At 45.1% G+C, this 18,008-nt stretch carries 17 protein-coding genes, 1 tRNA gene and 2 pseudogenes; 19 read left to right on the top strand and 1 reads right to left on the bottom strand.

All coding sequences use genetic code 11. From position 1 onward, the window contains the following. From rplO to HXT39_RS05495, 12 genes are all read left to right on the top strand, one after another. The gene (gene rplO / locus HXT39_RS05550) at positions 1–456 is read left to right on the top strand and encodes a 50S ribosomal protein L15 (RefSeq protein ID WP_004109667.1); all 456 of its coding nucleotides are present in this window, start codon (positions 1–3) and stop codon (positions 454–456) included. 194 nt (positions 457–650) lie between these two features. After that, positions 651–1,988, top strand: a complete 1,338-nt coding sequence (gene secY / locus HXT39_RS05545; RefSeq protein WP_421793276.1) for a preprotein translocase subunit SecY — start codon at positions 651–653, stop codon at positions 1,986–1,988. A 10-nt stretch (positions 1,989–1,998) separates the two neighbouring features. Beyond that, entirely contained in the window at positions 1,999–2,559 is a 561-nt protein-coding gene (locus HXT39_RS05540; protein ID WP_012913828.1) for an adenylate kinase, read from the top strand. Positions 2,560–2,701: 142 nt separating this feature from the next. Continuing rightward, complete coding sequence (gene infA, locus HXT39_RS05535; RefSeq protein ID WP_004105485.1) at positions 2,702–2,920, top strand: translation initiation factor IF-1; 219 nt, start codon at positions 2,702–2,704, stop codon at positions 2,918–2,920. Between the two features lie 20 nt (positions 2,921–2,940). After that, on the top strand, positions 2,941–3,054 hold the full coding sequence (rpmJ, locus tag HXT39_RS05530) for a 50S ribosomal protein L36 (RefSeq protein ID WP_003842636.1): 114 nt from the start codon (positions 2,941–2,943) through the stop codon (positions 3,052–3,054). 144 nt (positions 3,055–3,198) lie between these two features. Further along, a complete protein-coding gene (gene rpsM / locus HXT39_RS05525; RefSeq protein ID WP_004105472.1) occupies positions 3,199–3,576 on the top strand; it encodes a 30S ribosomal protein S13 in 378 nt (125 codons plus the stop codon). A gap of 83 nt (positions 3,577–3,659) precedes the next feature. Beyond that, complete coding sequence (gene rpsK / locus HXT39_RS05520; protein WP_004105468.1) at positions 3,660–4,058, top strand: 30S ribosomal protein S11; 399 nt, start codon at positions 3,660–3,662, stop codon at positions 4,056–4,058. 79 nt (positions 4,059–4,137) lie between these two features. Further along, positions 4,138–5,133, top strand: a complete 996-nt coding sequence (locus HXT39_RS05515) for a DNA-directed RNA polymerase subunit alpha (protein ID WP_004574084.1) — start codon at positions 4,138–4,140, stop codon at positions 5,131–5,133. Positions 5,134–5,210: 77 nt separating this feature from the next. Further along, positions 5,211–5,645: a 50S ribosomal protein L17 gene (rplQ, locus tag HXT39_RS05510; RefSeq protein ID WP_004129014.1), complete on the top strand. Its 435-nt coding sequence runs from the start codon at positions 5,211–5,213 to the stop codon at positions 5,643–5,645. Between the two features lie 127 nt (positions 5,646–5,772). Beyond that, positions 5,773–7,032: an Mbeg1-like protein gene (locus HXT39_RS05505; protein WP_004109646.1), complete on the top strand. Its 1,260-nt coding sequence runs from the start codon at positions 5,773–5,775 to the stop codon at positions 7,030–7,032. A 118-nt stretch (positions 7,033–7,150) separates the two neighbouring features. After that, complete coding sequence (locus tag HXT39_RS05500) at positions 7,151–8,068, top strand: tRNA pseudouridine synthase A (protein ID WP_103013792.1); 918 nt, start codon at positions 7,151–7,153, stop codon at positions 8,066–8,068. 90 nt (positions 8,069–8,158) lie between these two features. Next, positions 8,159–8,244, top strand: a tRNA-Ser gene (locus HXT39_RS05495). A gap of 164 nt (positions 8,245–8,408) precedes the next feature. Here the strand turns inward: HXT39_RS05495 and HXT39_RS05490 are convergent. Further along, complete coding sequence (locus tag HXT39_RS05490) at positions 8,409–9,410, bottom strand: hypothetical protein (protein WP_103013793.1); 1,002 nt, start codon at positions 9,408–9,410, stop codon at positions 8,409–8,411. 170 nt (positions 9,411–9,580) lie between these two features. On the opposite strand from HXT39_RS05490, the gene nusA reads away from it, so the two are divergent. The 7 genes and pseudogenes from nusA to HXT39_RS05455 all read left to right on the top strand — a co-directional run bounded on the left by nusA (position 9,581) and on the right by HXT39_RS05455 (position 17,956). Next, a complete protein-coding gene (gene nusA / locus HXT39_RS05485) occupies positions 9,581–10,663 on the top strand; it encodes a transcription termination factor NusA (RefSeq protein ID WP_004109632.1) in 1,083 nt (360 codons plus the stop codon). Between the two features lie 318 nt (positions 10,664–10,981). Beyond that, a pseudogene (locus tag HXT39_RS05480) lies at positions 10,982–11,137 on the top strand (translation initiation factor IF-2 N-terminal domain-containing protein); the annotation flags it as partial. A gap of 168 nt (positions 11,138–11,305) precedes the next feature. Next, positions 11,306–13,837 (top strand): annotated as a pseudogene (infB, locus tag HXT39_RS05475) (translation initiation factor IF-2); the annotation flags it as partial. Positions 13,838–13,839: 2 nt separating this feature from the next. Beyond that, the gene (rbfA, locus tag HXT39_RS05470) at positions 13,840–14,364 is read left to right on the top strand and encodes a 30S ribosome-binding factor RbfA (RefSeq protein ID WP_103013795.1); all 525 of its coding nucleotides are present in this window, start codon (positions 13,840–13,842) and stop codon (positions 14,362–14,364) included. Between the two features lie 48 nt (positions 14,365–14,412). Further along, positions 14,413–15,516 (top strand): tRNA pseudouridine(55) synthase TruB, encoded by a 1,104-nt coding sequence (gene truB / locus HXT39_RS05465; RefSeq protein ID WP_103013796.1) that lies wholly within the window; start codon positions 14,413–14,415, stop codon positions 15,514–15,516. 61 nt (positions 15,517–15,577) lie between these two features. After that, positions 15,578–16,822 carry a bifunctional riboflavin kinase/FMN adenylyltransferase gene (gene ribF / locus HXT39_RS05460; RefSeq protein WP_199172871.1) on the top strand — a complete coding sequence of 415 codons (1,245 nt, stop codon included), beginning with the start codon at positions 15,578–15,580 and terminating at the stop codon, positions 16,820–16,822. 90 nt (positions 16,823–16,912) lie between these two features. Further along, a complete protein-coding gene (locus HXT39_RS05455) occupies positions 16,913–17,956 on the top strand; it encodes an ADP-ribosylglycohydrolase family protein (protein ID WP_103013797.1) in 1,044 nt (347 codons plus the stop codon). Positions 17,957–18,008: the final 52 nt, after the last annotated feature.

Here is an 18,008-nt window from a genome sequence, read left to right as displayed (position 1 = left end):
ATGGCTAACGAAGAACCAATGCTGCATATGCACACGTTGCGTCCAGCTCCAGGAGCTAAGAAGGATCGCATCCGTGTAGGTCGTGGTGAAGGCTCTAAGGGTAAGACCTCAGGTCGTGGTGATAAGGGCACAAAGAAGCGTTATCAGGTTCGTCCTGGCTTCGAAGGTGGTCAGCTCCCACTGTATATGCGCTTGCCTAAGTTGCGTGGCTTCAAGAGTCCTTTCAAGAAGGAATTCCAAGTCGTCAACGTTGCAGATCTTGCTGACCTTTTCCCAAAGGGTGGCGAGGTTACTGTAGCTGACCTTATTACTAAGGGCGCTGTACGTGATGGCTATCCTGTAAAGGTTCTTGGCGATGGTGAATTGACTGTTGCTTTGACTCTTAAGGGTATGAAGGCTTCTGCTTCTGCTAAGGCAAAGGTTGAGGCTGCCGGCGGCTCCATCAGCGAAGAGTAGTTAAAGGCTACTTAAAGCTTGATGCAGTTATAAATCTGTGATAGTCCCTCTAGCATTGTCTAGAGGGACTATTTTTATCACCAAAACTCACAATAACCTATTTCAGTAGGTACCGTGGGTTAAACTATCGTCTCAGAGTTTGTTTTTTGCACTGTTGCGCCTAGGAGTGCGCGAAAAAAGGGAGGAAGACCCAGGTGAAAACGTTAATCCAGGCCTTCAGGACGAAGGAGTTGAGGAACAAGATCCTCTTCGTCTTCGCTATGATAATTATTTATCGTATTGGTTCATTTATTCCGATTCCGGGTGTGGACTATAAAGTTGTGCACGCTTGCACTGTTAAATTAGCTTCATCGAGCGAGAACTTTATTGGGTTAGTTAACTTGTTCTCAGGTGGCTCGCTGTTGCAGCTTTCTATTTTTGCTTTGGGTGTTATGCCTTACATCACTGCTTCCATTGTGATTCAGCTTTTGCGCGTGGTTATTCCTCGCTTCGAAGCTCTTCATAAGGAAGGTCAGTCTGGAGAAACAAAGCTTACGCAGTACACGCGTTACCTAACTATTGGATTGGCAATTTTGCAATCTACTACGATTTTGGTAACAGCACGTACGGGTGCTTTGTTTAATTATCAGTGCGGAAATAATATTATTCCAGACGGAAGCATGTGGAGCCTTATTGTCATGGTTTTGATCATGACTGGCGGCACTGGTCTTATTATGTGGATGGCAGAACTCATTACCGATAAGGGTATCGGTCAAGGCATGTCTGTCTTAATCTTTATGTCTATTTGCTCTGGCTTCTTACCAAAGCTTTGGGAGATTGGTTGGGGAACCAACGGTTCTAATGGCGATTGGAATAAGTTCGCTATTGTTGGTGGCGTTTTGATTGTTATCCTCATATTTGTTGACTTTGTTGAGCTTGCTCAGCGTCGTATTCCTGTGCAGTATACGCGTCGCATGATTGGCCGAAAAATGTATGGCGGCTCTTCGACTTATTTGCCATTAAAGGTAAATATGAGTGGTGTTATTCCACCAATCTTTGCTTCGTCAATTCTTGCTGTTCCTACCCTTATTGCTCAGTTTGGAGATAAGAGCAAGGCTTGGGTGAATTGGATTGAAGCTAATTTGGCTAATTCCACTTCTGCTTGGTATATTGCGTTTTACACAGTAATGATTGTGTTCTTCTGCTTCTTCTACACAGAGATTACTTTTAATCCTGATGAGACTGCAGATAACATGAAAGAGTATGGTGGCTTCATACCAGGCATTCGCGCTGGTAGTGCTACAAGTCATTATCTTAGCTATGTTATGAATAGGTTGAATACTGTCGGTGCTATTTATTTGCTCTTTGTTGCATTGATTCCTACCGTTTTGATTATGGCTTTGCATTTGAATACAAAATTGCCATTTGGTGGTACAACAATTTTGATTATTGCTGGCGTTGGTTTGGATACGTTGCGTCAAGCAAAGGCTCAGACTGAACAATTCCAGTATGCTGGTTTCTTGTTCAAGCATGATGAGCAGTTATTGAGCTAAGGAGATGAATATGCGATTACTAATTATGGGTCCACAGGGCGTTGGAAAAGGCACTCAGGCCGCTTTGTTAAGTGAGCATTATGGCATTCCAGCGATTTCTACTGGTGATATTTTCCGCTATAACCTTAAGAATCATACTGAGCTTGGAAAACAGGTTCAGGGATATCTTGACAAGGGCGAGTTGGTTCCAGATGAGCTGACTAACAGCATTGTTAAGGATCGTCTTGCTCAGGACGATGCAAAGAGCGGCTGGATTCTCGACGGTTATCCTCGCAACGCTTCTCAGGTTCAAGCTTTGGATCGTATGTTGGAAGAGCTTGGCACTCCTCTCGATCACGTTGTGGCTCTCGAGGCTGAGCGCGATGTTTTGCTCGAACGCATGCAAAAGCGTGCAGTGGAGCAAGGTCGTTCTGACGATACTCCAGAAGTAATTGCTAAGCGTTTAGAAACGTATGAGAAGGAAACAGCTCCATTGCTTGATATCTATGATAGCCGCGGTCAGTTGGTTGAAGTAGATGGCGTTGGAGATATTAAGGAAATCAATAATCGCATTGTTGAATCACTTAATTAAGTAGTGCGTTTTTAAATTTAAAAAGTAAAATGCGTTCTGTTCGACACGCCGAGTGTTGAATGGAACGCATTTACTGTATTATAAAAGATTGGCGTGTCTTCGGATGCGCAAAGTAGTATGCCCAAGGAACGGAACGAGGCTCATGGCAAAAGACGGTGTGATTGAAGTCGAAGGCACGGTAGTAGAAGCACTACCAAATGCGATGTTTCGCGTTCAGCTTGAGAATGAGCACATTGTTTTAGCTACGATTTCTGGTAAGATGCGTAAAAATTATATTCGCATTCTTCCTCAAGATCGTGTAGTGCTAGAAATGAGCCCTTACGATCTAAATCGTGGGCGTATTACGTACCGTTATAAGTAAGGTACAAGCAAAGGAAAACCATGAAGGTCAGCCCTAGCGTGAAGAGGATCTGCGAAAACTGCCGCGTGATCCGCCGTCACGGCCGCGTCATGGTGATCTGCATTAACCCACGTCATAAGCAGCGTCAGGGCTGAGCAGATTTCCATCGCGGAATACAAAGAATAAGGCGCTAAGTCACAGCCTAAGCTGAACCCTGGGTGCGCAGGCCCAGGCCGCACTTAATTTCTATTAATGCGGAAGACTTGGTGCACGACCTGCGTAACAGTAAAGGAATTACAATGGCACGTCTTGCCGGAGTAGATATTCCCAATGAGAAGCGCATTGAGATTGCCCTCACCTACATTTTTGGTGTTGGTCGTACTCGCGCTAAGGAAACGCTTGCCGCGACCGGTGTTAATCCGGACACTCGCGTCAAGGATCTTACGGATGAACAGCTGATCACCTTGCGTGATTATCTTGAGGCCAATTACAAGATTGAAGGCGATTTGCGTCGTGAGATTGACGCTGACATCCGTCGTAAGATTCAGATCAACTGCTATCAAGGCCAGCGTCATCGCAAGGGTCTTCCTGTGCGTGGTCAGCGTACTAAGACTAATGCTCGTACTCGCAAGGGTCCGAAGCGTACTGTCGCCGGGAAGAAGAAGGCCACCCGATAGTAGTCGGTGGTCGGCTCTAGGCCACGGATATATTTCCATCGTCTAGACATACCAACTCATTCGTCATTAGGAAACGAGGGTCAATGGCAGCTGCAAAGCAAGCCTCGCGCAAGCCGCGTCGCCGGGACCGCAAGTCGGTGCCGGTTGGGCAGGCGCATATTAAATCAACATTCAATAACACGATTATCTCCATTACCGATCCATCCGGTGCAGTCCTTTCTTGGGCTTCCGGCGGTGATGTCGGCTTTAAGGGTTCCCGTAAGTCGACTCCTTACGCTGCAGGTATGGCTGCTGAGTCTGCTGCACGCAAGGCAATGGAGCATGGCCTCAAGAAGGTCGACGTGTTTGTTAAGGGTCCAGGTTCCGGTCGTGAAACCGCTATCCGTTCCCTCCAGTCCGCGGGTCTCGAAGTTGGTTCTATTACCGACGTTACCCCACAAGCGCATAACGGCGTACGCCCACCAAAGCGTCGCCGCGTCTGAGCACTCTTACGAATCCATCCATCCAACCCGCTTATGGGCGGCGAGTGCACCACCGACCAGAAGCTGAAAGGATACCAAAGTGCTTATCGCACAGCGTCCGACACTTACCGAGGAATCACTGAATCCCCAGCGTTCTCGCTTTACTATTGAGCCGCTGGAACCAGGTTTTGGCTACACTCTCGGCAATTCGCTGCGTCGTACCTTGTTAAGCTCTATTCCAGGTGCTGCCGTTACTTCGGTTCGCATCTCTGGAGCTTTGCATGAGTTTACGACTCTGCCAGGTGTTGAAGAAGATGTCACTGAAATTCTGCTGAACATCAAGGGCATCGTGCTCACGAGTGAGTACGACGAGCCTGTAGTGATGTATTTGCGCAAGAATGGTAAAGGTGAGGCCACTGCTGGAGATATTACTCCTCCAGCCGGTGTTACTATTGCTAATCCTGACTTGCATATTGCTACACTCGCAGAAGATGGTGAACTTGAAATTGAGTTTACTGTTGAACGCGGTCGCGGTTACGTGCCAGCTCAGATGAACAAGCAGGAGAACAGCGAAATCGGCCGCATTCCTGTGGATTCGATCTACTCACCAGTTTTGAAGGTGAGCTATAAGGTCGAAGCTACCCGCGTGGAACAGCGCACGGACTTCGATAAGCTCATCCTGGATGTGGAAACCAAGCCAGCTATTACACCGCGTGATGCAGTTGCATCTGCAGGCTCGACTTTAGTTGAGCTTTTCGGTCTTTGCCGTGAGCTTAACGTTGATGCTGAAGGTGTTGAAGTTGGTCCAGCGCCAACTCATGATGAAGCTGATTCTCAGTTGGCTATACCGATTGAAGATATGAATTTTACTCAGCGTAGCTATAATTGCTTGAAGCGTGAGGGTATTCATACAGTCGGCGAACTGGTAGTTCACACTGAGCAGGATTTGCTCGATATTCGTAATTTCGGCATGAAATCCATCGATGAAGTTAAAGAGAAGTTGCAGGCAATGGGTCTGTCTTTGAAGGCTTCACCGATTGGCTTCGACGCCAATAATCTCGAAGGTGGCACTTTCTTCTCGCCTGAAGACGAGTAAGTTCCGCCTGCAATCGTCGTAACGTTCGGATGTTCGGGTTGATGCCCACCTGAACGATGCGACAATAAGGAGTAATAATGCCTACACCGAAACAAGGCCCTCGTCTGGCTTCTAGCCCGGCTCATGAGCGCCTGATGCTGGCCAATATGGCGACCAGCCTCTTCCAGCACGGTCGTATCGTAACGACGTTGCCAAAGGCAAAGCGTCTTCGTCCGCTTGCTGAGCGTTTGATTTCGTTCGCTAAGCGTGGCGATTTGCATTCGCGTCGTCGTGTGTTGCGTGTAATTCGCAACAAGTCCGTGGTTCACGTGCTTTTCACTCAGATTGCTGAGCAGATGAAGCAGCGTGAAGGTGGTTACACACGTATCGTGAAGATTGCTCCACGTCGTGGTGATACCGCTCCTCAGGCAATTATTGAGCTCGTAACTGAGCCAGTAAGCCCAAAGAAGGCTGTTGTGAAGGAAGCTGAAGCAGCTACCAAGGTTGCAGCTAAAGAAGAAGCTGCCGAGTAGTTTGCATTCCAGCTTTACGCATCGGTAAAGTGAATCTTAAAGCAAGCGTTTAATCGCTTCTTGAAGAATTGCTAAAACGAGTCGAGGATTTCCTCGGCTCGTTTTTTGTTTGTATTATTATTAAGTTATGCCGAATATTTTGGATCAAGTAAGAAGCGATTTTCGTACTTTTGCTCAAAGAAGTTTTAATTCTGTTGATGCTTTGATTTTGTGTGAGCTTTCATACATAAATATGCCAAAATCTATTCCGCTATATAACAGTGAGTCAAAAGTTATTTCGACTACGCCTATTTACGATCTGCTACGTTTTGAAGATTTTTCGTCGATGTTTTCTTCTGGAGTAGCTAAGGTTGATAAGTTTCGTCAAGAGTTACTTTTTGCAGTTGCAGCTAATCCGCGCTACAGAGGTATTAAAGTAGGCGAAATTCTTGAACGATTTGATAAATCGAATGCTCATGAATCTTGTGAACAGCAGTTTGCTGGTGTTACTTTTGACCTTAGTTCTTGTGAAGGAATTGATAATCCGAATACTATTGTTGTTGCTTTTAGAGGAACTGATAATACGCTTGTTGGGTGGAAAGAAGATTTTAATATGGCCTTTCGCTGCCCAATTCCAGCTCAGGAGTCAGCAGCAGAATATTTAATTTCTGTAACACAAAGATATAGTAAATATATTGCAAAAAAAGCTAGTTTATTACAAAAAATTTCCTCGTTTTTCGCAAAATCAACTAATTCGAAGCGTGACAATTGCGATAACAATAATAAGCGCGATAATAATAACAAGCGCAATAACAGCCCGAATATTATTGTCACAGGTCATTCAAAAGGTGGGAATATGGCGTCCTATGCTACTATGCGATTGGATGCGGAAAATGAAAAACTTGGCAATCTTGTATCTAAAATTTATTCAATGGATGGGCCGGGTTTTGCAAATGATGTAGTAGATACTAGCGTTTTTTCGTGCGTGGCAAGTCGAATAGAGAAAGTTGTGCCGCAATCTTCGATTATTGGGCTTCTTATGGATAATGGATTGCCATATAAAGTAGCTAGGGCTGATTCTGTTGGTTTAATGCAACATTTTGGCATGTATTGGCATGTTGAGGATGGTGATTTTGACTATCGAGATGAAGTTACTGCTCGCGCTGCTGCAATCGCAAAAGCTATGAATTCTTGGATGTTTGATTTGCCTGTTGAGGAACGAAAACGCAGGATTGATAGTGTGTATAACGTTTTGTCGAGTTTAGGTTATCCTACTTTTGATTTATTGGGTTCTCATTGGTCTGAGCTTGTGCCAAAATTACTTGGAATGGCAACGCACTTGGATGCGAAGTCTTATGAGCTTATACGCGGAATTATTGCTGCTGTTGCTGGCGTAGGCGTGAAGTAACTGTGGTGAAGCAAGCTTTATGAGTAACTGTAGATGGAAAGTAATACTAAGCGGAAGCAACTGTAAACGGAATTTAATTGCGGAATTATTTAGTTACGACGAATGGAAGGTTTTTTAAATGCGACTTCGCTTAGATTTAGCGTATGATGGCGGCGGATTTTACGGTTGGGCTAAGCAGCCTACTTTGCGCACCGTGCAGGGTGAAATTGAGGGTGCTTTGCATACAGTATTGCGTGTTCCAGAAGGGGATGCTGCTGAGCCGCTGCGCCTTACTGTGGCTGGACGTACGGATACGGGCGTGCATGCATCGCATCAGGTTTGTCATCTTGATGTTTGTGAAGAAACTTTATTGCGATGCGTAGGTCATACTGGATTGGACGGTGTTTGCGCGCTCGAGTACAGGCTTAAGCATGTTTTGCCACAAGATATTTCGTTGCATAAGGTTAGCGTTGCGCCCATTGGTTTTGATGCACGCTTTTCTGCGTTAGAGCGCACGTATGTGTATCGTATTTGCGACGCTTCTGATTATTGTGATTATGACCCTCGTATGCGCGGTTTTGTTTTGAAACTTGATGATGTTTTGGATGTTGATGCAATGAACCAGGCTGCGAGGCTTATGATTGGCCTTCACGATTTTGGATCTTTTGCGCGCCCTAATCCTGGAGGCACTACTATTCGCGATGTAAAAAGTGTCTGTTGGGAACGCGTGGGAACGCGTGCTAATGACGTGCGCGTTAAGCTTAAAACTGGATGCGTGCCGCCTGTTGAGCAGGGTTTGCTTGAATTTACTATTGTCGCTGATGCTTTTGCGCACAATATGGTGCGTTCTCTTGTGCAAGCTTGTGTGCAAATTGGTTGTGGGAAGCGTTCTTTTGATTGGTTTGAGGAAAAGATCAATGTTCCTCTTCGTGAAGGCTCGACGGGTCCAATTGATCCTCATGGATTGACATTGGAATATGTAGCTTATCCTCCTGATGAGGAGCTTGCTTCTCGCGCTGAAAAAATTCGCGCTCGCCGTGATTCTGCTGAGTTATAGCGTTTCAACTCGCCATAAATTTATATTCGCGCCATGGTTTACAATTGAAAAGTTGCGTTTGCGCGCGATTTTGTTGCGCGAATCGTAAGTGGATGAATGTCCGAGCGGTCTAAGGAGCACGCCTCGAAAGCGTGTGAGGGTAAAATCCTCCGCGAGTTCGAATCTCGCTTCATCCGCGAATTAACCAAGCCTAAAGCATGTAAAATTGCTTTAGGCTTTTTAATTCGCCGAACTTCGTAAGCGATCGTAATCCGTGCGAACTTTCTCTCGCGTTTGAAGTCGAGTCCTATTTTGTGTGTAAAGGGAATGCCCTATAGGCTAAAAGCCCCAAGGTTAAGTTTTACTTCAAAATAAGCTTCGTATCAGTAGGATACCCAAGTTCATAAGCTCTTAGCAGTCTAGATGTGATTAATTGCACAGTTGCATTTTTAAGAGTTTGTTGAGCGCGTATTACAGAATCGTTATCATCGCTTTTTGTAGTAACGTTATTCTCGGATGCATTATTATTTTTTGACGTAATAGTTATTATTTGATTAAAAGCAGCTAGCTCTTCTCTAGCGCAATCCATATAAGCTATAGCGGTAATCGACAGATCTTTTCCGCTTGCTGAATCATGTGTTTTTCCGCTTTCTAACGCCTCTTGAGGAATATCGTAAACTTTTTTGCGCAAGTCTGTTCCTTCTCCTGCAACTCGTATAAGAGTTTGAGCGTTTGTCGACGCCATATCGCTGTATTCCAATGTTATATTTTGCTCTTTTCTCGCTGCTAGTGTTTGTAAAATAAAAGCAAGTTTGTCTTCAGCTTCTGCAGCTTGAGCTAAGGGTTGATGTGTCCATTTGAAGTTTTTGTAATGATTTATTACTTCTATAAGATTCGCGTATGAATCGTGCTCCATTTGTTGCGCTGTTGTAGTTTTTGTATTTTCTGAGCTTTCGTTTCCGCTTTTATTGCTTACATTATTTGAATTTTCGTTACTATTTTTCTTCGAAAGCATTTCCCATTGAGCTTGCGTGCTGTATATAATGCTTTCACTTAATCTTCCTGGGCATTGCTGAGCGACAGTTTTCCAATATTTTGCTGCGGTTTCAAAATTCTTAATGGATGTGTTGTTTTGGTTCTTTTTGATTTCACGCTGCTTTTTTTGCGCAAGTCTGTATGCTTTAGCACATGCATTTTCTGGAGCTGCTGTGTGAACTGTATGCTCGACGTGAATGTTTTGTAATGTTCCACAGGCTGTTAGCAGTGGAGATATTAAAACGCATATAAGAAGCACGAGTGCTCTGGCAATACTGCGTTTTACTTGTTTGCGCATGTCATTTAACAAAACATAAAGTGTCTGCATAATCTACTAAAATAGCCACTGACTGTGACCAATATCGATTTATTAATTTGGTATTTGTTCTAAGTCTGCAACAATTAAAGCTAACTGTCGTTAGAAGAAAAAATAAGTGTGCTTTAATAGTTACAATTAATAATCATAAATTAATGCGTTATAACGAGAGGACGTGCGCGATGGAATTGGATTTGGCGGGAATGCATCAGCTTGCGGCACAGCAGGGGATTAATGCCGAGGAGCTGGACGAGGCGCTCGCCGAGGCCTTGCGTCTTGCGTATATGAAAACCGCTCATCCTGCAAAGCATGTGCGAGTTGAATTGGACGAACGTGCAGGTTCGTTCACTGTGTGGGCTAGGGATGAAATTCCTGGTAAACCTACTGAAGATAACCCGTATCCAGCTCCAACGCTGGGAGAGGAGTATGACGATACTCCTCATGATTTTGGTCGTTTAGCTGCTGCAACGGCTCGTCAAGTTATTAGTCAAATTTTCCGTAAAGCTGAAGATGATCGCGTGTTTGGTGCGTTTTCTGGTCAAAAAGGAAAGCTTATTAACGGCATTATTCAACAAGACGCAAAAGATAACACTAATATCCACGTTGCTGTTGGAGATGTTGAAGCTATTTTGCCGCGTCGCGAGCAGGTTCCAGGTGAACGTTACCGCCATGGTGAGCGTATTCGCGTATATGTTGTAAATGTTGCTCGTGGTCTGCGTGGTCCGGAAATTGTTGTTTCACGTTCACATCCTGAATTAGTTCGTCGTCTTTTTGAGCGAGAAGTGCCGGAACTTGTTTCTGGAGCAGTTTCTATTATGTCGATTGCACGTGAAGCCGGAGCTCGCACAAAGATTGCTGTTAGAGCTAATACTGAAGGTGTGAATCCAAAGGGTGCTTTAATTGGTCCTGGCGGTTCACGCGTGCGTGCTGTAATGGAAAACTTGGGTCAAGAGAAGATTGATATTGTCGATTGGTCGTCTGATCCAGCAAAGTTTGTTGCTGCTGCTCTTTCGCCTGCTACTGCTACACAAGTGCAAGTAGTGAGTGAAAAGAATCAAACTGCAGTTGCTTTTATTCATGATGCTCAGCTTTCTCTTGCTATTGGTAAAGAAGGTCAGAACGCTCGTTTGGCTGCAAAGTTGACTGGTTGGAAGATTGGTATTGAGTCTGCGGAAGAGCATGCTAAGAAGGTTGCTGCAGCTCAAGCACAAAATGCTCAGCCTGCTTCAGCTGATTTGAATAATAACGCATCTGCTGCTGAATAGATTGTTAATTGAGAAGTGCTAAATATTTTTAGATTGATATTTTCGCAATGTTTAGCACTTCTTGATTGTTTATTTTGCTAGTGGTGTGCAAATAAAGTAGTCTCTCGCGTGGCATTTAGCGACACTCGAGTCAATCCAACGTTTCGAGTATGCTAAAAGCTGGAATCTGGGCGAAAGGCAATCGCCATCGTCCGGCGGGAGACGAGGTATAAGATCATGGTCGCACGATGATATATCGCACGATAATAAATAATAAGCTCGCAATAATGTAAAGTGGTCGCGTGTACTAGCGCTGCCACAGACAGAGGAGAACACTGAGTGGTTAAAAAGCGCGTGTATGAACTGGCCAAAGAATTTGGTGTAGACAGTAAAACCGTGTTGGAGCGTTTGAAGAGCATGGGCGAATTTGTTAAGTCTGCTTCTTCAACAGTTGAGGCTCCAGTAGTTCGTCGTTTGCAAACAGCGTTAGCATCTGACGGAAATAAGTCCGAAAAGGCATCTAGTGCAAGTAAGCCTGCTGCGCCAAAAGCTAAGCCTCAAGCTAAGCCGCAGACTAAACCTCAAGCTAAAGATTCGTCACACAGTGATTCTGTAGCTGGCTCTTCTGCTAACCAGCCTGTGCACAACACAGCTTCTCATTTTGTTCCAAAGCCGGGTGCAAATCATACTCGTTCAAACAATCCTTCGCGTTCTAATGCTGCTGCCGGCGAAAATAGAAAAAATGATCGTCGCAATGATAATCGCGGCGAATCGCGACAGCAAGCTCAAGGTCAATCTCACTCAGATCGTTCACAGATGCCTCCTCGCCCTCGTCCGCACCAGAATGCACAAGGTGCAGGCGCATCTGCTCCACGTCCTGGTAATAATCCGTTTAGCCGTAAGCAGGGTATGCGTGCTCCTACACCTGGAGATATTCCACGTCCTCATCCGATGTCTCGTCCTGGTGCTGAAAATGGCCGCGGTGGTCGTCCAGGTCAAGCTGGCTCTGGACCTCAAGGTTCGCGTGGTGAACGTGCAGAACGCGGTGGCCGCTCGCGTGGTGGCCGCTCTGGTCAAGGTGGCGCACGCTCATCGCAGTGGTCGGGTCAGCGTCGTGGTCAAGGTGGCGCAGGTGCTGGCTCTGGTGCATCTTCTCGCCCATCTGCAGAATCTCGTTTTGCATCTCAAGGAGCTAGCTTCCAGGCTGCTGCAGCAGGCGCACCTAATGGTGGTCCATCGCGTGGCGGCGGTCGCGGTCGTGCAGGAGCTGCAGGCGCATTCGGTCGTCAAGGTGGTAAATCTTCTAAGGCTCGTAAGAATCGTTTAGCGAAACGTCGTGAATACGAAGAGCTTAAAGCACCAGTGATTGGCGGCGTGCGTATTCCTTCTGGTAACGGCGCTACGATTCGCTTGCGTCAAGGCGCAACTCTTTCTGATTTGGCGGAAAAGATTGATGTAAATCCAGCAGCTTTGGTAACTGTGCTCTTCCACTTGGGAGAAATGGCAACATCTACACAATCTTTGGATGAATCAACATTCCAAATTTTGGGTGAAGAAATCGGCTGGAATATCAGCATTGTTTCTGCTGAAGAAGAAGATAAAGAGCTTTTGCAGCAGTTTGACATCGATTTGGACGAAGAAGAGCTGCAAGAAGATGACGATTTGCAATCTCGTCCGCCTGTTGTTACTGTTATGGGTCACGTCGATCACGGTAAAACTCGCTTGCTTGATACCATCCGTAAGTCGAATGTTATCGATCGCGAAGCAGGTGGCATTACTCAGCGTATCGGTGCTTATCAAGTAACTGTAAATCTTGAAGGAAAGCCTCGTAAGATTACGTTCCTCGATACTCCAGGCCACGAAGCGTTTACTGCTATGCGTGCTCGCGGTGCTGAGCTTACAGACGTTGCAATTCTTGTTGTTGCAGCAGACGACGGCGTAATGCCTCAGACTGTTGAAGCTATTAACCACGCTCAAGCTGCTCATGTGCCAATTGTTGTGGCTGTGAACAAGATTGATGTTGAAGGTGCCAACCCAGATAAGGTTCGCGGTCAGCTTACAGAATACGGTTTAGTTGCTGAAGATTACGGTGGAGACACCATGTTTGTGGATATTTCTGCAAAGCAGGGCACGAACGTCGATAAGCTTCTTGAAGCTGTGTTGTTGACTGCTGACGCTGAGCTTGATCCTAAAGCAAATCCAAATATGGATGCTCGCGGTGCAACTATCGAAGCTCGACTCGATAAGGGTCGTGGTGCTGTTGCTACTGTTCTTGTGCAGCAAGGTACTCTTCACGTTGGTGATTCTATCGTTGCTGGCACTTCTTATGGTCGTGTGCGCGCTATGCTTGACGAGAACGGCAAGCATTTGCAGGATGCGGCTCCTTCCACTCCTGTTCAGGTGCTTGGTTTGACTTCTGTTCCAACCGCTGGCGACTTGTTCTTGGTTACTTCGGACGACCGTTCTGCTCGTCAAATTGCTGAAAAGCGTGCAGCTACAGAGCGTGCAGCTCAGCTTGCTAAGCGCCGCAAGGTTGTGTCTCTTGAAAGCCTTAAGGAACAGTTCGCTAAGTCTGAAGTTGACATGCTGAACATCGTTATTAAGGGCGATTCTTCTGGTTCTGTTGAAGCTTTGGAAGATTCCTTGATGAAGATTGAGGTCTCTGAGGAAGTTGGCATCCAGGTTATTCACCGCGGTGTTGGTGCAATTACTCAGAATGATGTGAACTTGGCAACTGTCGATAAGGCTGTGATTATTGGCTTCAACGTGCGTCCAAACCGTCAGGTTGCTGATTTGGCTGAACGCGAAGGTGTGGAGGTTAAGTACTACTCGGTTATTTACAAGGCAATCGAAGATATCGAAGCTGCTTTGAAGGGTATGCTTAAGCCAGAATTTGAAGAGGTTGTCACTTCTCACTCTGAGATTCGCGAAATCTTCCGTTCTTCCAAGTTCGGCAATATTGCTGGTGTTATGGTTCAAGATGGCGAGGTCAAGCGCGGTACGAAGTGCCGTATTTTGCGCGACGGCGTTGCTACAGTCAACGACTTGGAGATTTCCAGCTTGCGTAGGTTTAAGGATGACGTGCAATCCGTTAGCGAAGGTTACGAAGCTGGTATTAATCTCGGCAGCTTTAATGACATTGAGCTTGGCGATATAATCGAAACCTTTGAAATGAAGCAGATTGAGCGCAAGTAATTATGGCAGGAACGAATCCTAGAGCTGCACGTATTGCAGCATTAATTCAGCGCGTAATCGCTTCTAATATGGAATCGCATTTGCATGATAAGCGTTTGGCAAGTGTGACTATTACGGAAGTGCGTGTTACGAACGATTTGCAAATTGCAAAGGTTTACTGGACTCAACTTGGTCACGAAGGCAAAGAGCAGGGCGAGCGTCAGCGTGCAGCACAAGCTTTGCAGCAGGCTCACGGTCGACTGCGCTCTTTGGTCGGTGCAAAAGCTGGATTGCGTTTGACTCCTCAATTGCAATTCATTTATGACGAAGTGCCGTCTGAAGCGCACGAAATTGAGGATATTCTTGTTGCAGCTCGTCATCGTGATGAAGAATTAGCTAAGTTGCGTGAAAATGCTAAGTATGCTGGTGATGTCGATCCGTATAAGAAGCCACGCGAAGTTGAAGAATCTGACGATGATTTCGAAGAGGGCGACGACTTTGAAGAGGGCGACTTTGAAGACATGTCTGAATCGTCTGACAACAATTAGATCTCAAAGCAAACTCAATGTGAATCGTATAGTAGTTAGATTTAACTTATGTGCATACCAGATTCGGGATTACTGCTTGTAGATAAGCCGCAAGGTGTTACAAGTCACGATATTGTTGCATGCGCTCGTCATTTGTTGCATACAAAGCGAGTTGGGCACGCAGGAACGCTTGATCCTATGGCAACAGGATTGCTAATCATAGGTTTTGGCAATGCAACGCGACTTTTAAATTACATGTTGGGGCACAATAAAACCTATGAAGCAGTAATCCGCTTAGGAGAAGCAACTACTACTGATGACGCAGAAGGTGAGATTCTTCCGGATAATGCATTAAATATAGGTCCGGGGGTTCATGTCGATAATGACGACACGTCTTTTGAAAAGTCACTGTCTTTTGAGCGAATTAAGCAAGTTGTTAGCGAAAATTTAGTAGGCAAAATTATGCAAGCTCCTACTGCTTTTTCTGCTATTAAAATTAATGGTCAACGAGCTTATGATTTAGCGCGCGAAGGAAAATCAGTAGAGATTGCTCCTCGAGAGATATTTGTTAGTGATTTTTCAGTAAGTAATCCTCGAATTACTAGGGGAGTGAGTGGGAAACTCGTATGCGATATATCTGCAAAAGTTTCTTGCAGTAGTGGAACATATATTCGCGCTTTAGCTCGCGATTTAGGTCGCTTACTAGGAGTTGGTGGACATCTTACTCAGCTTCGTCGCACTAGCATTGGTGATTTTTCGGTTACTGATTCGCGAGTTCTTAAACTTCGCGCTCAAATGCGAGAATTTACTGATCGCAATGGAGTATTGCAGCATCGCTCAAAAGCAGTTCCTAGTGACGATTTTGACGCAAATAATATGCTTCCTAAAATTTGCTTAAATATGATGGATGCAGCTTCGCATTCGCTTCCAACTTTAAGCATTGATGAGAATCAAGCTAAAGACTTACGTTTTGGGCGCTGGATTGAGCTTAAATCTGGCATAAATTACGAAAATTATCCTGCAATAGCGTACGTTCAAAACGCAAATACTGAGGAATGTGACGTTGTTGCAGTAGTTGAATTGACAAAAAATATAAAAAGTAATCAAATCAAACCAATTGTGGTATTTCCGGCAAGCGAGAAGACTGGTAAACTAGATAAGTATTTAAAATAACGAATTGCGTATTTTGCGTAGTTTGCTTGAGTAATGCTTGAACGCGGATAGTAAGGATATCATGAAGGTCATCGACATTCGACCAGATGCCAACGGCATGATTAATTGGCCAACGTTAAGTGCGGAGCGTAAAGCGGTTGTTACCATTGGCGTATTCGACGGTATGCACAAAGGTCATCGCGAGGTTATTCGTCGTACTGTGGATCTTGCGCATCGTCATGGAGCGTTTTCAGTAGTGATTATGTTTGATCCACGTCCAAGCGTAGTGCATGCTAATCCTGATTTATACGATGATTTTGGCGACGTTAATTCTAAACTTCCGGACGATCCTGATGCTCTTACAAGCGTGCGTCAACGTTTGCGCGTGATGTCGCAGTTGGATGTTGATCATGTTGTGATTGTGCGCTACAGCCTTGCTTTTGCTGCAAAATCGTACCGTTTCTTCTTAGGTCAGCTCGTTGGAAAGCTTGGTATGCGAGCATTAGTTCTTGGCTCTGATGCTGCGCTTGGTGCTCGTCGTGCTGGTGATATCAAAGCAATTCGCGAGTTGTCTCAAGCAACTGGAGTTTTTGAGCTTATTGAAGTAGAGGATTTGGGTCCAGACGACGTTCGCGTGCCTGATCCTATTGTTCGTGAGGTTCCACAGGAGCCTGGAGACCCTAAAGATCCTTCTGATGGCATGAATAAAGCTGAATATCGTGCTTGGAGCAAGAGCATGCCAAATAAGAAAGTGCGTGCTTGGAGTTCTACAAATGTGCGCTGGATGTTGGCTACTGGTCGAGTCAAAGAAGCGCGTGAAATTTTGGATCAGCCGCATCGCGTTGAAGGAACAGTAGTTCATGGAGACGAGCGTGGGCGCGAGATTGGATTCCCAACAGTAAATCTTGGCGAAAAAATTGAAGGCTATGTGCCAGTTGATGGCGTGTACGCAGGCTGGGTTGTTGATTTAGATGCTGACAATAAGAACGATGTCAGACCATCGAAAAATGCTGTTCCGGATGTGAGTGTTTTGCGTCGTGACGAGCTTCATTTAGGCGTTCATTCTCCGTGGCGTTGGCCTGCTGCGATTTCTATTGGAACTAAGCCAACATTTAATAAAGATGGCGAAGAAGATGCAGAGCGCACTGTTGAAGCTTACGGATTGTTCGACGATTGGAAAGACTTGTACGGGCATCGTGTTTGCATCGAGTTTGCTAGTTTCTTGCGCCCGCAGCAGACTTTTGATTCGGTTGATGCGCTAAAAGATATGCTCAAAGCTAATGTTGAGCAAGTGCGCGAGATTACAGATGCTGAGTCTGAAATCTGATTTTGATATTTGTTTAGCTGCGTTTAATTGCGTTTAGCTTATAGCCCAAGTGCTTTTAAAATTGTGTCTGCGAAAGCATAAAATATACTTATGATAAACGCAGCAATCAATCTTGAGCAAAGTGAAACATATAATCGCGCGTTTGGAGCTATTGTTGGTCTTGCTATAGGCGATGCGCTTGGAATGCCAACTCAAAGCATGAGTGCTCAAAGCATACGCCGTTTTTATGGCGGTCCAATTACAAAATTAATGGACGCTGTAAGTCAGCAGCCAATCGCGCCAAATATGAAAGCAGGTTCTGTAACAGACGATACGGAGCAAGCTTTTTTACTTGCTGAACGCATAATCGCAGATAATGGCAATATTGACAACAACAAGTATGCGCAAAATCTTCTAGATTGGGAAGGTGCAATGCGCGAAAAAGGTTCCTTGGATTTGCTAGGACCGTCAACTAAGTCAGCTTTAAAAGCACTTGTAAATGGAGTAATTCCTGAAGAAACAGGCAAATTTGGCACAACTAATGGTGGTGCAATGCGCGCGACACCAATTGGCATTGCTTTCAAACCAGGTGAATCGCTTGCTAAGGCAGCCAGAAAATCATGCTTAATTACTCACAATACGACTCAAGGAATTGAATCTACAACACTCGTTGCTGCGGCAGTAAGTTTAGGTATTGAAGGTTGTGAAAATCCGCTTAAAGAAGCAATAAAATTCGTAAAATTGCTTCCAAAATATGGTAATTGGAGCGCAAAAGCAAGCGTTATAAGTAGGGTCGAATTTTTCACTAAAAAAGCTGAGGAGTTGAGTTGCTTATCTGTAAGTGACGATGATTTTGCTGAAATGTTGCAAAATGATTGTGGTACAAGTGTTGAAGCTAATGAATCCGTAGCTGCAGCTTTCGCAATTGCAACTCGCTTTGCAAATGAACCAACCAAAGCTGCGTGTTTTGCAGCATCGATTGGCGGAGATACCGATACGATTGCTGCAATGTGTTCTGCGATGTTGGGCTCACAGTATGGGTTGCAAGTGTTCGATGAAAAAATACGAGAACGCGTTTTAGAGAATTTGCGAGTCGATCACTGCTACGACGTAGAAAAGATAGTGTATGCTTTGTGCTTAATGAGAAAAAATTAGAAGATTGAGAAAAGTAGAGAATATGCTGCATAGTAGCTTTCAGAGGCGATTG

The organism is Gardnerella sp. DNF01159 (genome assembly GCF_049244215.1).
GTDB classification, from domain to species: domain Bacteria; phylum Actinomycetota; class Actinomycetes; order Actinomycetales; family Bifidobacteriaceae; genus Bifidobacterium; species Bifidobacterium swidsinskii.
This window is presented reverse-complemented; position numbering and strand designations above follow the sequence as displayed.